Origin of the sequence: Streptomyces termitum (assembly GCF_014650175.1) — a bacterium.
Taxonomy (GTDB): Bacteria; Actinomycetota; Actinomycetes; order Streptomycetales; family Streptomycetaceae; genus Streptomyces; species Streptomyces termitum.
Genome location: NZ_BMUL01000029.1, coordinates 28,853 through 45,052, shown reverse-complemented (window position 1 = coordinate 45,052; position 16,200 = coordinate 28,853). Strand labels below are relative to the sequence as shown.

The window sequence follows — 16,200 nt, the reverse complement described above, 5'->3', positions numbered from 1 at the left end:
TGCGGAAGACTGGCGGGCGTGCAGTCGGGCTCCGAGTAACTGACCCCGATGGTGCCACCGGTCTCCGTCGTCACCTGATACACCCGCAGCCGGATGAAGGGCGCCAGACCGTCACCGGTCCTGTCCACCCGGTTCGGAAGCTGCTCACCCGCGAAGGTGACGGGCGGAAGCGCCATGATGCCACCGGTCTTGCCGGTGCGCTGAATGGACTTCAGCCACATGGGGGTGGAGATGCCGTCGCCGGAGGGCGGGAAGTTCTGGTCCAGCGTCCAGGTGTCGACGTCCTTGTACGTCCCGCCGGTCAGCACCTTCGTGGTGATCGAGGTGAGCCGCATCCGGGACCAGAAGGTCGGGGAGATCCGCTGCTTGCACTCCTCCCCGTCCTTGCAGTGGCGGTCGAAGGGGACGTCCGGCCAGTTCTTGGCGTTGGTCTCGTCGAAGGTCCCGCAGCCGCTCAGGCAGCGCTCGGCCACCCCGAACCGCACCTGGCCCATCGCCTTGCCGGTGTACACCGCGTCGTCGCGCAGCCCGTACTCGATCCGGTCCAGCCAGCCGCCGCGCACGTACGGCGTGGCGGTGGAGGAGCCGGTGGTCATGGAGACGTTGCGGCCGTAGTTGTTCTTCTCGGTCTTCCAGTAGTACGCCATCGCGTTGCCGTGCGGGTCGACGACGTAGTCGAGCTGCCAGCGCCACGCCTGCTGGCACCACGCGGACGCGAAGCTCGCGTCATAGCACGGCTCACCGGACTGGTTGCCGAAGACCGGCACCGTCCACGCCGAGTTCGTCACCGGATCATCGGCCGCGGTCCCGTTGTCCTTCCACCCCGGCAGCCGGTTCAGACCGAAGAAGTACTGCGTCCCGTCGGCCGTGGTCACCTTCCAGTGCTCACCCTCGCCGTCGACCCCGGCCGTACCCTTGTCACCGTTGACGGCACCGGTCAGCTTCTCGACCTTCTCCCCCGAGTCCGAGGCCGGATGCCACCCCTTGTCCTTCTCATACACCAGCTCGGTGTTCTTACCGCCCAGGTTCAGCACCGCGTTGTCGTTGAACCAGCACAGGTCACCGACCTTGGTGGTATTGGTGCCACCCGTCTTGTCGTCGTTGCACGCCTTGTACTTGCGCTCGATGAACCCCGGCTCCCAGTTCCAGCCGTCACCGATCCACGACGGCTGACTGTTGGAGGCTCCCGTGCGGCCGTCCACCGCCTGCGAGTTGTAGTTCAGGGAGACCTTGGGGTCGAGCCCGCCGGGGACGGTCGGCGTGCCGATCGGGTATGTCCAGGAGAACGCGCCCGTCGCCCCGCCCGTGCTCCACGAGCCGGATGCCTGGAGCGAGGTCGCCTTGTAGTCGCCGGTCGGACCGGAGTCGTCCGCCGTCGCGGCCAGGACCATGGGGGCGCCGCTCCTGAGGATGGCACCGGTCGTGGAGAGCGTGCCCGCACGGGTGTCGTTCTCCGTCGGGAGCGGCTGCCGGACCCGGCACTTCGCGAGGTCCGGTGTGGTCAGCGCGCACGCGGGCAGCCGGACCAGGCGCAGCCGGGCGGCCCAGTCGCCGCCGTAGGCGTCACGGAAGCCGCCGTAGTCCACCGCGACGCGGGAGGGAACGTCCCCCCGTCCGCCGTCGGCGCGGCCGACCGTGAACAGGACGCCGTCGATCCCGGCCCTGCGCGCGGTGTCGCGGGAGGAGAGGGCGACCCGCGCCTCAGCGGAGGCGGCGGCCCTCGCCGGAGCGGAGGCGCCCGTCCTCGCGGAGGCTCCCGCCCCGCCGGGAGCGCCGGTCTGCGCGGAGGCGCCCTTCTCCGCGGAGGCACCGGCGGGCGCGACGGACACCGGCAGGGCACCCGCCTGGCCGCCGCCGTCCGCCAGGGAGACCTCGGCGGTCCCGGCCGCCGGCCAGGTCACGCGGGGACGCTTCCACGGCTTGGCCGCGTCGGGCTTCTTCTTCCCCCCGGCGGCGACCCCCTCGACCGGTACGGCCTTCGGCTGCCTCAGCTCCGGAAGGTCCGGCCCCCGGCCCGCCGCGACGGCCACACCCGGCAGTGCGCCGGCCAGGACCGCGGCGGCCAATACCACCGGCAGCCCTCTTTTTCTGAAAATTCTCACACCCCACCCCTCTGAATCACCAAATAATGCCGCCGCATGCTAACAGCGGCACACAAGCCCCCAACAATCATTTAGACGCCAAAACAAACAGTCCGCTATTTCGGCGGCGACCATGGAGCCATAAAGCAACAAAACCTACGTGATCAGGATGAAAGCGCAGGACAGAAGGGGTGAGGACTGCGAAAGTCCCAGATTCCCGAGCCGCCCTTGAGTGCCTTTATGGCAAAAGATGGAATAAGAACCTCAGATTCCCCTCAAGCGCCACCGCGGATGGCCGCCACCACCCCGGCCGACGCCCGCCCGAATCTGTCATGTCGAATCCACCGGACGCCCCGGCCGCGGAGTCAAACTTTCGGTTGAGTCCGGATTGTCAGATCCTGTCTACGCTGGTGGGGACATGGACCCACGCACCCTCACCCCCGCCTTCCGCGCCCTGCGCCTGTGCCTGCACCTGCTGATGGCGGGGCTGCTGGTGCTGGCGGCGGTCCGCGCCCACTCCCCCGCCGGGACGGCGCTCGCCGTCGCGGTCGGCGCCGTCTACGCGGCGGGCTCGCTGATCCCCGCGGTCGGCCGGTCGCAGCGGGCGGCAGCCTGCTGGCTGGCCGTGCTGGGACTGGCGTGGCTGGCCCTGCTGTGCGCCACGCCGGAGGCCCTGTGGCTGGCCTTCCCGCTGTACTTCCTCCAACTGCACCTGCTGCCGGTCCGCTGGTCGCTGCCGGCGGTGGCGCTGACGGCGGGCGCCGCGATCCTCTCGTACGTCGGCCACGGCGCCGCCCTGAACCCGGGGGTCTTCATCGGGCCGCTGCTCGGGGGCGCGGTGGCGGTGGCGACGGTCCTGGGCTACCAGGCGCTGTACCGGGAGAGCGAGCGGCGGCGGCGGCTGATCGAGGAGCTGATCGCGACCCGGGCGGAGCTGGCGGCGGCGGAGCGGCACGCGGGGACGCTGGCGGAGCGGGAGCGGCTGGCCCGGGAGATCCACGACACGCTCGCGCAGGGCCTGTCGTCGATCCAGCTGCTGCTGCGGGCGGCCGAGCGGGCGCTGCCGACGGGGTCGCCGGCGGCCGGACACATCGACCGGGCGCGGCAGGCGGCGCAGGACAACCTGGCGGAGGCGCGCCGCTTCGTGCGGGCGCTGACCCCGCCGGACCTGGAGCACGGGTCGCTGGCGGCGGCGCTGGAGCGGCTGTGCGAGCCGGGGGCGGGGCCGCGGGCCCGGTTCTCGGTGAGCGGGACGCCGGTGGAGCTGCCGACGCCGTACGAGGTGGCGCTGTTGCGGATCGCGCAGTCGGCGCTGGGGAACACGGTGCGGCACGCGGGGGCGGACCGGGCGGAGATCACCCTGTCGTTCATGGACGACGCGGTGGCGCTGGACGTCGTGGACGACGGCCGGGGGTTCGATCCGGAGGCGGTGCGCCCGGCCGCCGACGGCGAGGGGTTCGGGCTGCCCGCGATGCGGTCGCGGGCGGAGTCGCTGGGCGGTACGTTCACGGTCGAATCGGCGCCGGGGCAGGGCACGGCGGTCGCCGTCACCCTCCCCCTGCCCGCGGGAGGAGCGGCATGACGGACGCGGGGACGGGAATCCGGCTGCTGCTGGCCGACGACCATCCGGTGGTACGGGCGGGGCTGCGCGCGGTCCTGGACACGGAGCCGGGCTTCACCGTGGTCGGCGAGGCGGCGACGGCCGAGCGGGCGGTGGAGCTGGCGGCGGCCGGGGGCGTGGACGTGGTCCTGATGGACCTCCAGTTCGGCGCGGGGATGCACGGCTCGGAGGCGACGGCGGCGATCACGGCGGTGCCGGGCGGGCCCCGGGTGCTGGTGCTGACGACGTACGACACGGACGCGGACATCCTGGCGGCGGTCGAGGCGGGCGCCTCGGGCTATCTGCTGAAGGACGCGCCGCCGGAGGAGCTGGCGGCGGCGGTCCGGACGGCGGCGGCCGGGCAGTCGGCGCTGGCCCCGGCGGTGGCGCACCGGCTGATGGACCGGATGCGGACCCCGGCGGAGGCGCTGACGAAGCGGGAGCTGGAGGTGCTCCAACTGGTCGGCGAGGGCCTGTCGAACCAGCAGATCAGCAAGGCGCTGTTCCTGAGCCAGGCGACGGTGAAGTCCCACCTGGTGCACGTCTTCGCCAAGCTGGGCGTCGAGTCCCGGACGGCGGCGGTGGCGGCGGCCCGGGAACGCCGGCTGATCCGCCGCTGACGACTCCCGCCGGTGCTGTCCGGGACCGGACCGTGTTCCGCCGGGGGCGGGGCCGAATCCCGCCGGGGCGGGGCCGGACCGGTCGGCCGCCTTTCTCAGCGCTGGCGCGGCGGGCCCGGCGGGCCGAAGAGTTCGACGGCGTTGCGGACACCCGTCAGTGCGTCGGCGAGGACGCTGACGGAGCCGAGCGAGCCCGCCACGAGGAGCAGGCTGCGCCGCAGCCGCCACACTTCGGGGGCGCCGCTGACGGCCATCGCGTCGAGCGCGGCCAGCGCGTCCTCCGCGATCTCCCGGTCGGCGAACTCCACCCGGTGCCCGGCCAGCTCGCGCCGGAGCCGGGAGACGGCGGACCTCAGTCCGGTCACCCTCGGGTCCACTGCCTCGCCGGTCACTCGCCTCTGCTCCACGCTTCGCGACACGGTCCCCCACTCCGAAACGCCCGTTCCGACACACCGGGCGAGGGTCGGGCGCCCGGAGTAGCGGTCAGTTAACTCCCCGCATCCGCTCTGGGGAAGACTTCGCGCCCCGTATTCATGCGTCCGTGTCATTCCGGGTCATGCGGTAAGCAGGTCCCATGACACAGACGACCCCGCCCTCCTCCTCCTCCCCTTCCGCTCCGCCGCTGGTCGCGGGCCTGCTGCTCGCCGCGGGCGGCGGGCGGCGGCTCGGCGGCCGCCCGAAGGCGCTCCTGCCGTACCGGGGCCGGCCGCTGGTCGAGCACGCGGTGCGGACGCTGCGGGAGGGCGGCTGCGCGGTGGTGCACGTGGTGCTCGGCGCGGCGGCGGAGCGCGTACGGGAGCGGGCCGAGCTGACCGGCTGCACAGTGGTGGAGAACCCGGGGTGGGCGGACGGCATGGGCTCCTCGCTGCGGGTCGGCCTGGCGTCGCTGGCGGCGGCGGGCGGGGTGGACGCGGCGCTGGTGTCTCTGGTGGACCAGCCGGGCATCGGGGCGGTGGCGGTGGCCCGGGTGCGGGGGGCGTACGGCGGGCGGGACGCGCTGGCGGCGGCCTCGTACGACGGCCGGCGCGGCCATCCGGTGCTGTTCGGGGCGGACCGGTGGGCCGGGATCGCGGCGGCGGCGGAGGGCGACCGGGGGGCGCGGGACTATCTGGCGGCGCACCGGGCGGCGGTGGATCTCGTGGAGTGCGGGGACGCCGCGGAGCCGTTCGACATCGACACGGAGGCGGACCTGTACCGGCTGGAGGGGTGAGGGGGCCCGGGTGCGGGCACCTGGAGTGAGGGGGGCGGCACCGGGAGCCACGTTCTGTCGAACCAAAGAATCTCGACATCAACAAACGATTGAACTTCCACCATGAGGAAACTAATATCCACTGCATAGAAGCGCCTGATCCCTTGTGACGGCGCTCGCGGCCGTATCTCGGCACCAGCGGCACCCCGTGCCGTCCGTGTTGCCCGGCGGCCGCAAGGCACCGCACGCGTAGTCCGCTGAAGGAAGTGACAGTCCATGTCCGCACCAGCGCCGTCCCCCCTGGTCGTCGTCGACGCCGAGCCCCTGCCCCGCCAGGAGGAGGTGCTGACGGAGGCGGCCCTCGCCTTCGTCGCCGAGCTCCACCGCCGCTTCACGCCGCGCCGGGACGAGCTGCTCGCCCGCCGCGCCGAGCGCCGCGCCGAGATCGCCCGCACCTCGGCCCTCGACTTCCTGCCGGAGACCGCGGCGATCCGCGCCGACGACTCCTGGAAGGTCGCGCCGGCCCCGGCGGCCCTGAACGACCGCCGCGTCGAGATCACCGGTCCGACCGACCGCAAGATGACGATCAACGCGCTGAACTCCGGTGCGAAGGTGTGGCTCGCGGACTTCGAGGACGCCTCCGCCCCGACCTGGGAGAACGTCGTCCTCGGCCAGGTCAACCTGATCGACGCGTACACCCGGACCATCGACTTCACCGACGCGCGCACCGGCAAGGCGTACGCCCTCAAGCCCGCCGAGGAGCTGGCCACGGTCGTCATGCGCCCGCGCGGCTGGCACCTGGAGGAGCGGCACCTCACCTTCGAGGGCCGCGCGGTGCCCGGCGCCCTCGTCGACTTCGGCCTGTACTTCTTCCACAACGCGCAGCGCCTGATCGACCTCGGCAAGGGCCCGTACTTCTACCTGCCGAAGACCGAGTCTCACCTGGAGGCCCGCCTCTGGAACGACATCTTCGTCTTCGCCCAGGACTACGTCGGCATCCCGCAGGGCACCGTCCGCGCCACGGTCCTCATCGAGACCATCACGGCCGCGTACGAGATGGAGGAGATCCTCTACGAGCTCCGCGACCACGCCGCAGGACTGAACGCGGGCCGCTGGGACTACCTCTTCTCCATCGTCAAGAACTTCCGCGACGGCGGCGCCAAGTTCGTCCTCCCGGACCGCAACGCGGTGACCATGACCGCCCCGTTCATGCGGGCGTACACCGAACTCCTCGTCCGCACCTGCCACAAGCGCGGCGCGCACGCCATCGGCGGCATGGCGGCCTTCATCCCGTCCCGCCGCGACGCCGAGGTCAACAAGGTCGCCTTCGAGAAGGTCAAGGCCGACAAGGACCGCGAGGCCGGCGACGGCTTCGACGGCTCCTGGGTCGCCCACCCCGACCTGGTCCCGATCGCGATGGCCTCCTTCGACGCCGTCCTCGGCGACCGGCCGAACCAGAAGGACCGCCTGCGCGAGGACGTCTCCGTGGCGCCCGGCGACCTCATCGCCATCGACTCGCTCGACGCGAAGCCCACCTACGACGGCCTGCGCAACGCGGCCCAGGTCGGCATCCGCTACATCGAGGCGTGGCTGCGCGGCCTCGGCGCCGTCGCCATCTTCAACCTGATGGAGGACGCGGCCACCGCCGAGATCTCCCGCTCCCAGATCTGGCAGTGGATCAACGCGGGCGTCGTCTTCGAGAACGGCGAGACCGCCACGCCGGAGCTGGCCCGCAAGGTCGCCGCCGAGGAACTGGCCGCCATCCGCGCCGAGATCGGCGACGAGGCGTTCGCCGCCGGCAAGTGGCAGCAGGCCCACGACCTCCTCCTCCACGTCTCCCTCGACGCGGACTACGCGGACTTCCTCACCCTCCCCGCGTACGAACAGCTGGTCGGCTGACCGCCCCGCCCCTCGGCCGACACGCACAGCGGCCGACGCCCGACGCGGAAGGCCCCGCCCCTCTCCTCATGAGTCCGAGGGGGCGGGGCCTTCCCGCGTCCGCGTTTTCTGTCCGGAGGCCGGGTCAGGTGTGGAGGCCCAGGGGGCCCAGGACGCGGGCCGTGCCCCGGGGGTCGGCCTCGGTCATCGCGCGGAGCAGGGCGGCCGAGCCGCCGGGCCAGGCGGCGGCCGCCGCGTCGAAGGCGGCACGGCGGGACTCCAGCGGGCCCTTCTTGGCGGGCAGCCGGTCGAGGACGTGCAGGGCGCGGGCCGCGACCGGCACCCGCAGCGGGTCGGCGGCCTCGCCCCGGACCTCCAGGGCGTGCAGGGCGCGGGCGCCGATCACCGGGGAGTCCAGGGCGGCGCGCAGGGCGCCGGGCGGGGCGCTCGCGGTGTCGAGGAGCCCGAAGAGGTCCCGTACGGCCGCCGGGTCGGGGGCGTGGGCGTGCGCGGGGCCGAAGGCGTCCAGGAGTTCCGTCCACGCCCCGGCGGTGCCCCCGCGCGCGTGCAGCCGGCCCGCGAGCACGCGCGCGGCGGGCTCCCGCGGCCACTGGGCCGCCGCCGCGAGCAGGTCGCGGGCGGGCCAGGCGGCGGCCTCGGCGGCGGTGGGCGCGGCGACCCGGCGCACCCGCAGCAGGTAGCGGACGGTGGCGGCGCCGTGCGGGGTGAGGCCGAAGGCGTCGCCGGAGCGGAAGACGAGGCCGGTGGCGGCGAGCCGGTCCACGGCGACGGCCAGGTCCCGGGCGGGGCCCTCCAGGCGGGCCCGGTCGGCCTCGTCGATCCCGGCGGTGCCGAGCAGCCGGACGAGCTCGGGCACCGGCGGGACGACGTAGGGCCCGGTGACGCCGCCGGGCACGGCGACCGGCACGTCCTCCAGGGCCGGATCGACGCTCCAGTCCTCGTACTCGGCGGCCCGGCGGGCGACCGAGTCGGCGGCGCAGCCCCGCTGGTAGAGCGCGTACAGCAGGTGCGGCGCCTCGCCGCCGTACGGCTCGTACTCCTCCTCCGCCAGCTCCTCCACGGCGGTGAGCAGCAGGTCGGCGGCGCGCTCCGGGTCCCGGTCCGCGGTCTCGGCGGGCGGCGGGACGGGGAGGCCGGGGTCGCCGTAGTAGTCCATGTGCTCGTCGAGGAGGGCGTCGGCGAGTGCGAGGTGGGGGAAGTCGTCGGGGCCGGGGGCGTAGCGCGCGTACGGGCCGGCGAGCTGCTCGGCGAGCCCGGCGGCGGTCCAGCGGTCCAGGAGCGCGGCGGCGACCGGGCCGACCCCGGCGGCCACCGCGTGGTCGGTGAGCAGCGGCCCGGCGGGCGGCGGCGCCTCCGCGTCCCGCACGTAGGCGCGGGCCACGGCCTCGGTGAGCACGGTGTCGGCGAGCGCCGTCCGCACCGTCAGGTCGGCGCGCAGCACCCCGTCGGGCAGCGGCGCGCCGTCGAGGGCGCCGATGCGGCGGCGGACGTCGGCCGGGTCGGCGAGGTCGGTGCCGACGGAGCGCAGCAGGGAGGCGTACCAGCGGTGCCAGGTGAGGTTGCCGGGGTCGTCCATGGCGCGGGCGAAGTCCCCGGCGCTCTCCTCGACGGCGGCGGCGGTCCGCTCGCGCAGCCCCCCGTCGAAGCGGGCGGCGAGCGCCGCGACGACGGCCGGATAGGCGTCCAGCTCGCCCGGCGGCACGTACACGAACGCCGGCAGGTCCTCCACGAGCAGCTGCCGCACCAGCCGGGGCTCCGGGGCGGGCAGTCCGCTCGCCCGGTCCGCGCCCCGCAGCGCCAGCAGCCCGAGCACCACCTCGGCGGCCCGCAGGAAGGCGGGGTCCCGGTGCCCGGGTCCGCCGTCGAGGAGGGCGAGGAACCTGTCCAGCCCGGTATTGGTGAGAACGCTCTCGGCCACGGTTCCAGGGTAGTTCGGGGCGGCGGGAACGGCTGGGGAGACACCCCGGGCGGGGGGGCGCTCCCAAGCCGTTCCCGACAGCTTCCGGAGTTCCGGGCCGTCCTCAGTCGGCTTCGGCCGGTACCAGTCCGCCCGTGGTCTCCTGGAGCGTCCCGGACCGGACGAGCCCGTCGACGTCGGCCGTCAGCGCGTCCCTGATCTCGGATCCGAGCCGCGCCCAGCCGAAGAACCGCGCGACCTCGCGCAGCAGCTCCTCCCGGTCCACGCCCGGGCTCTCCTCCACCACGTGCAGCACCACGATCCGCCGCTCGGCCGACGGGACCTGCCCGACCTTCCGCGCGACCGTCCGGGTCGGCGTCCGCGCCCGGTCCGGCTCGCGCCCCGGAAGGTCGTACGCACCGTCGACGGCGACGGCCTGGCCCCGGGAGACGAGTCCGCGCAGGGCGCGGCGGACCCGGTCCTGGACGACCGCGCCGGCGCGGCCGAGGTCCCACGCCGAGCGCACCCTGGTGATGATCAGTTCCTCGGTGACCGGTCCCTCGGTGTCGATCACGCACAGCGCCACGTCCGCGACGACTCCCGAGGCATCGGGGTTCTGGAGCTCCGCTCCGGGCACGCCGCGGCGCTTGGCGGAGACGATCCGGACCTTGAGGAGTTCGGCGTCGGGGGTCTCCCGGTACGGCCGGCTCCAGTCCGGGGGACCCGCGTCCACGGGCACGAAGGACACGGTCTGCGCGGCGGCCGGCTCCGGGTCCGGGTCCGAGTCCTGCGGCAGGGTCCGCTCCGGCTCCGCGGGGCGTGCCGCGTGCGGGTCCTCGGCGCAGGCGGCCTCCACCGCGGCCCGCAGGCGCGCGAGCGCGTCGCGCCGGTTGCGGTACCAGTCGGTGCCCCAGATCCGGTGGAGCTGCCAGCCGAGGTCGCGCAGCACGGCCTCGCGCAGCCGGTCGCGGTCGCGGGCCGCCCGTGACGAGTGGTACATGACACCGTCGCACTCGATGCCGAGCGCGTAGCTGCCCCGCGCCCGCGGGTGCCGTACGGCCATGTCGATGCGGAAGCCCGCGACGCCGACCTGCGGCTGGACGTCGTACCCCCAGCCCTGCAGGATGCCGAGGACCTCCTCCTCGAAGGGGCTCTCCGGCTGGGCGTCCGGGTCGGGCGCGGCCGTCTGGAGGGTGTTCGGTCCGTGCTCGGCGTACTGGAGGTAGCGCTTCAAGTGCTGAACGCTCTTGTTGGCGCTGTCGCCCAGTTCGCCGCCGTGGAAGGAGGCGACGACCTCCATGCGGCGCCGGGCCCGGGTCACGGCGACGTTGAGCCGGCGCCAGCCGCCCTCCTTGTTGATCGGACCGAAGGTCGACAGGAGCCTGCCCTGCTGGTTCGGGCCGTAGCCGACCGACAGGACGATGACGTCGCGCTCGTCGCCCTGCACGGTCTCCAGGTTCTTCACGAAGAAGCCGTCGAGCCGGTCCTCCGTGAAGAACCGGTCCAGGTCGGGCCGGGCGGCCCTGGCCTCGCGCACGGCCTCCTCGATCGCCTCGGCCTGCGCCTTCGACAGGGCGACCACGCCGAGCGTGAGGCCCGGCCGGGTGGCGAAGTGGTGGATCACGCGCCGGGCGACCAGCGCGGCCTCCCCCACGTTGTCGCTGCGGCCGCCCCGGTCGTAGACACCGTCGGCCTTGTGGAAGGAGACGCCGACGTCGGGTCCCTCCTCCAGCGCGCCGGGGAAGGTGACCATCGAGCCGTCGTAGAACTCGTGGTTGCTGAAGGCGATGAGGTTCTCGTGCCGGCTGCGGTAGTGCCAGCGCAGGGGAAGGTCGCGCAGGACACCGCTGGCCTTGCAGGCGTCGAGGACGGACTCGAAGGTGTCCATGCCCTCCTCGTCCTCGTCGTCGTCGGCGTCGCCGCCGGCGCTGAAGAAGGAGGTGGGCGGCAGCTGCTTCTGGTCTCCGGCCACGATCAGCGCGTTGCCGCGGTAGATGGAGTTGACCGCGTCCTGCGGCAGCACCTGGGACGCCTCGTCGAAGATGACGACATCGAACCGGAAGTCCGCGGGCAGGAACTGGCTGACCGTCAGGGGGCTCATCATGAAGCAGGGCTTGATGAGCCGCACGACGTCACCGGTCTCGTCGAGGAGCTGACGCACCGGCTTGTGGCGCTTCTTCAGCTGGGCCTGGCGCTTCAGGACCGCGGCCTGGCCGACGCTGGTGCGGCGGGGGCGGCGGGCATTGCAGGCGGCGATGACCTCCGCGTGGGCGGCCTCCACCAGGGCGCGGTCCGCCTCCCGGAACCGCTCCACCAGCTGGTCGCGGTCGACGGCCCGCAGGGGCCTGAGGCGGGCGTCGAGTTCGAGGCGGCGTTCGATCCAGGCGGTGAGGACCGCGCGTTCGACGGCGTCGGGGAAGTCGGCCGCCGACACGTCCCGCTGGGCGAGCTGACCGGGCAGCTCGTGCAGTCCGTACTCCTTGAGCCGGCCGAGCGCCCCGGCGCAGGAGATCCACGCCTCCGGGCCGTAGGGGTCGGCGTCGAGCCGGGTCAGCAGGTCCTCCGCCGCGGTCAGCGAGCGGACGAGTTCGCGGCGGACGGCGGCGGCCCGCTGGGGCTCGAAGCACTCCGCGAGGTTCTCCCGCTGGCGCAGCCAGTCCTGGTGCAGGCCGGCCACGGACGGGTCGGCGGCCGCCCCCAGCATCGTCCGGGCCGCCGTCTCCGGCATCGGGGCCGCGTGGACCCCGTGGGCCGTGCGGCGCGCCTTCCGGGCCCAGTCCAGCGCGTCGAGGACGGCGGACCTGTCGGTCTCCGTCCCCTGGTAGAGAGCTCCGAGCAGCTCCCGGTGCGCGGCCTCGGCCGACAGGAAGCGCGTCCCCGCCTCGCGCGCCTCCGCGACCGCCGCCACGGTCCGCCGGGCGCGGCCGAGCCCCGGGGCGGGGTCGGAGCCGTCGGTGTCGAGGACCCGGGCCACCGTGCGGATGAGGTCCGCCGCGTCCTCCAGGGGTTCGACGTGGGCACGGAGCCAGCGGGCCGCATCCTCGAACGGCAGTTCCAGGAGACGTTCCCCGGAGGCCGCGAGGTGGGGCAGGGCGGCCTGCCGCCGCCAGGCCGACAGCTCCGCGCCGAGCTCCTCCGCCTGCCGCAGGGTCTCGTGGGGCACCGGGCGGCCGTCGGCGAGGCGGTCGGCGAGGCGGGCCCGGCGTTCCGGGTCCGCGAGGGTGTCCGGCGCGAGCCGTTCCGCCGTGCGGGCGGTGTCCAGGACCCGGCACAGGGTGATCGTGCCGGGGCCGTCGCAGGACGCGTACCGGCCGAGGAGCTCGTGGTGGCGTTCCTCGGCGCGGGGCGCGTCGGGGCGGTCGGCGAGGTCCCGGGCACGGGCGAGGAGCGCGCCGACGGCCTCCTGTCCCGGTGCGCCGTCGGGGGCGGGTCCGGCGAGCCGGGCCGGCTCGGTGTCGAGCCCCTGGTACCAGGGGCCGAGCAGGAGCCGGTCCGTCGCGGCCCCCTCGTCGAAGGCGTCGGTCGCCCGGCGGGCCTCCCGTACGGCGTCGAGGGCGGTCCGCGCCTCCTCCAGGGTGGGGGCGTACGTGTGGTCGTCGTCGCCCCGGCCGGCCGAGGCGACGGTGTCGAGGAGGTCCACGACCCCGGTGAGGGGGGCCAGGTGGGCGCCCGCCCAGCGGGCCGCCCGGCCGAGCGGCTGCCCGGCGAGGCCGTCCGCGCGGTCCGCGAGGTGCGGCCCGCCCAGGGCCGTGCGCCAGTCGGCCAGCGCGCCCCGCACCGCGGCGACGTGGCCGGTCAGTTCCGGGGTGGGGGTGCGGCCGTCGGAGAGCTGCCCGGCGAGGAGGGCGCGGCGGCCCGGGTCGGCCAGGGTGTCGGGCGCGAGGCGGTGGAGGGCCTCCGCGTGGGCGAGGGCGGCCTCCAGGACCGTCAGGTCGGGGAGCTCCGGCGTCGCGTACCGGCCGAGCAGCGCGCCGTGGGTCCGGGTGAGCGATCGCAGCAGGTCGTGGGCGGCGTGCCAGGCGAGAGCGAGGGGCAGTTGGTCGTACAGGTCGGCGCGCCAGGTCCCGGCGATGGTGAAGGCGCTGATGATCTTGCGGTCCGCGCGTACGGCGCCCGACAGCATGCCGCCGATGCCGCGCGCGCCCTCGGCCAGCCGTCCGACGACCTCGGGAAGCTCGGGAAGGGTGACGACCTCGGGTCTGAAGACGGCGGACGCGGCCGCCTCCGCCTTCGCGAGGCGGCGGGTGGCGTCGGCGAGCTCGGCGCGGGCCGCGCGGACCCGGGGCAGCACCTCCGGGTCCAGCCAGTGCGCCGGGGCCCGGTGCGGGGCCGAGGCCAGGTCGGCGAGGGCGATCAGCTCCTCGGCCTCCCGGGTGCCCGACGGCACGCCGCGGCCCAGCAGCCCGGCGAGAGCCGAGGCGCGCGGGTCGGTCTTCTCCAGGAGGGCCACGAGGTCGGAGAGCCACGCGGCGAGCTCGGCGGCCCTGGCCCGGGTGAGCGGGGTGAGGTCGAGGCCCGCGGGCCGCAGCCCGGCGAGCGCCTGCTCGTCGGCGGGGGGCTGCGCGGTGAGGGCCGGGGGCAGTCCGGTCCAGCCGGGGCCGGCCTCGGCGGCGGCCCGCTCCCGGGCCGCCAGGGCCTCGGCACGCCGGGCGAAGAAGGCCCGCAGGGCGTCTGCCGTGACGCGTACCGCCGCTTCCTCGGCCTCCGCCGGGCCGCCGGGGGCGAGCCAGCGGGCGAGGGGACGGTGGTCCGCACCGGCCTCGGCCACCAGCGCGCGGAGTTCTTCCGCGGCGGCGACGCCCCGGGGCGTGCGCAGGCCGAAGTCCCGGGTGACGGCCTCCAGCGCCCGCTGGGCCCGGTCGAGGCCGGCGGCCGCCCGCTCGTACGCGCCGGCCCGGTCGGTCGCCTGTTCCGCCGTCAGGTCGGACAGGTCCGTCCCGGCCGGGGACAGGGCGGCGAGCGCCTTCTCCTTCGGGCCGGGCTCGGGGGACAGCCGGGGCGAGAGCTCCTCCCAGCGCTCACCGACCGCTGTCCGGGCGTGCGACCGGGCTCGCAGGGCGGTGCGCAGCTCGGTGGTGAAGGCGTCCACCGGGCCCTCCACCTCGTCGGCGAAGTCGTCCTCGGTGAGCCAGCGGACGGGGATCTCCGGCCGGACCTCGGCGAGCCGCAGGAGGTTCACCAGCCGGGTGACGGTCTCCTCGTCCTCGATCGGCCCGCCGGGCAGGAGGTCCTGGTGCCGTGCGATGCCCTTGGAGAGCGCCGACAGGGCCGCCGCGGCCTGTTCCAGGGCCGGGCGCGGGGAGGGGGCGCCGGTCCGCAGGTCCCGCCAGGGGAAGGCGGGGTCGGCGACGGCCTGCCAGGCGTCGGCGATGGCGTGCGTGGCCTCGACGACGAGCCGCAGGTCCTCGGCGCCGAGCGCGGCGGGGTCGAAGGCCGGACGCTTCCCGGCACCGCCGGTGTTCGGGGCCAGGTAGGCCACCGGAGCGTCGGAGAGCCGGCCGACACGGCCGATGACGTCGTGGAGGCTGCGGCCGAGGGGCTCGCTGATCTCGTTCATGGCGTCCGCGTAGGCGCTCAGGGCCGTACGGGCCTGGCGCGCGGAGGTGACGGTCTGCGCGGAGAGCCGGGGTGCCTGCGGCTCCTCCTCCAGGGCCCGGCCGAGTTCCTGGGCGACGGCGCGGCGGCTGGTGTTGTGGCTGTGCAGCGCCAGCGCGTACGAATCGAGGCCGACGGACTTCAGCCGGTCGAGGACCACGTCGAGCGCCGCGGCCTTCTCGCTGACGAACAGCACGCTGCGGCCCGCGTGCATCAGGCCCGCGATCATGTTGGTGATCGTCTGGCTCTTGCCGGTGCCCGGAGGGCCGTCGAGGACGAAGGAGCGGCCGGCGACCGCCGCCGCGACGGCCTGCCGCTGCGAGGCGTCGGCGTCGAGGACCAGCGGGCTGTCCTCGGGCGGGCTCAGCTCGTCGATCCGGTCGAGGTCGATCTCCTCGAAGTCGAAGCGGTCGGGGGCGAGGCCCGCCTCGGGGCCGAGGGCGACGGCCCTGACCAGGTCGCTGTTGAGGATGCGGGCCTCGTTCTCCAGCAGGTCCTGGTACATCGACTCCTTGTGGGAGGCGAAGAGCGCGACGACGACCCGGCGCGAGACCTCCCAGCCGGTCTTCCCCGCGACGGCCGCTGTCACCGTGTCCAGGACGGCGTCGACGTCGGCCGGGTCCTGTTCCAGGACAGGGGACCAGTCGATGTGGAACTGCTCCAGCTTGACCCGGAGCGCGGGGTTGAGCCGGGGGTCCTCGTCGTCGTTGGAGACGAGCCGGACCCGGCCGTCGGCCAGCCGCTCCAGCCGGACGGGGAACAGGACGAGCGGTGCGTCACTGCTCGTCGTGGCACCGTCCTCGCGCCAGCGCAGCATGCCGACGCCGAGCTGGAGGGTCCACAGGCCGTAGTCGTTGAAGAGTTGCACGGACTTGCCGCGGAGGCTGGTGAGCGCCCGGAGCAGGGCGGGGGCGGTGGTCTTCTGGGTGACGATGCCGTCGGGGTCCGTACCGACGGCGTTCGGCCGGTCCTCGGGGTCGCCGGTCCCGTCCGGCTCCGCTTCGGGCAGCGGGGCGAACCGCCAGCCCCGGTCGAGGCCCGCCACCAGTTCGCCGACCGGCGGGTACTGGATCTCCAGCGTCGCCGACCTGGTGTGCCGGAAGTTGAGGAGCTTGTTGCGACCGCTCAGGTCGACGAGGGATTTCCGCCACTCGGCCAGGATCGTCTTGAACCGTTCCAGGTCTTCGCCGCCACCGAAGGCGATCGGGTTCGTCACGCTGGTCCTAGTTTCTCGTCTTCTCTCGACGGCACCGGCCGCACGGGCCCACCGCCTCACCCTGATCACACGATCCTATGACGTGTCCCCGTATCGGGTGAAG

Annotated in this window: 7 protein-coding genes and 1 pseudogene; 4 read left to right on the top strand and 4 right to left on the bottom strand. The window is 74.5% G+C overall.

Annotated elements, in window-relative coordinates; genetic code table 11:
* A pseudogene (locus tag IE219_RS31025) lies at positions 1–2,072 on the bottom strand (hypothetical protein); the annotation flags it as partial.
* Between the two features lie 427 nt (positions 2,073–2,499).
* Here IE219_RS31025 and IE219_RS31020 point away from each other — a divergent pair.
* The gene (locus tag IE219_RS31020; protein WP_189983603.1) at positions 2,500–3,663 is read left to right on the top strand and encodes a sensor histidine kinase; all 1,164 of its coding nucleotides are present in this window, start codon (positions 2,500–2,502) and stop codon (positions 3,661–3,663) included.
* Positions 3,660–4,301 (top strand): response regulator, encoded by a 642-nt coding sequence (locus IE219_RS31015; protein ID WP_189983601.1) that lies wholly within the window; start codon positions 3,660–3,662, stop codon positions 4,299–4,301. Before IE219_RS31020 ends, IE219_RS31015 begins: the two co-directional genes overlap by 4 nt.
* Positions 4,302–4,396: 95 nt before the next feature.
* Here the strand turns inward: IE219_RS31015 and IE219_RS31010 are convergent, their stop codons facing one another.
* Complete coding sequence (locus tag IE219_RS31010) at positions 4,397–4,720, bottom strand: DUF5955 family protein (RefSeq protein WP_373298921.1); 324 nt, start codon at positions 4,718–4,720, stop codon at positions 4,397–4,399.
* 155 nt (positions 4,721–4,875) lie between these two features.
* Here IE219_RS31010 and IE219_RS31005 point away from each other — a divergent pair, with 155 nt between their 5' ends.
* Together IE219_RS31005 and aceB are read left to right on the top strand one after the other, a co-directional pair.
* On the top strand, positions 4,876–5,511 hold the full coding sequence (locus tag IE219_RS31005; RefSeq protein ID WP_189983597.1) for a nucleotidyltransferase family protein: 636 nt from the start codon (positions 4,876–4,878) through the stop codon (positions 5,509–5,511).
* Between the two features lie 255 nt (positions 5,512–5,766).
* Entirely contained in the window at positions 5,767–7,389 is a 1,623-nt protein-coding gene (aceB, locus tag IE219_RS31000) for a malate synthase A (protein ID WP_189983595.1), read from the top strand.
* 124 nt (positions 7,390–7,513) lie between these two features.
* Here the strand turns inward: aceB and IE219_RS30995 are convergent, their stop codons facing one another.
* Both IE219_RS30995 and IE219_RS30990 read right to left on the bottom strand, forming a co-directional pair.
* A complete protein-coding gene (locus tag IE219_RS30995; RefSeq protein WP_189983594.1) occupies positions 7,514–9,307 on the bottom strand; it encodes a hypothetical protein in 1,794 nt (597 codons plus the stop codon).
* Positions 9,308–9,410: 103 nt separating this feature from the next.
* Positions 9,411–16,097 (bottom strand): DUF3320 domain-containing protein, encoded by a 6,687-nt coding sequence (locus tag IE219_RS30990; RefSeq protein ID WP_189983593.1) that lies wholly within the window; start codon positions 16,095–16,097, stop codon positions 9,411–9,413.
* Positions 16,098–16,200: the final 103 nt, after the last annotated feature.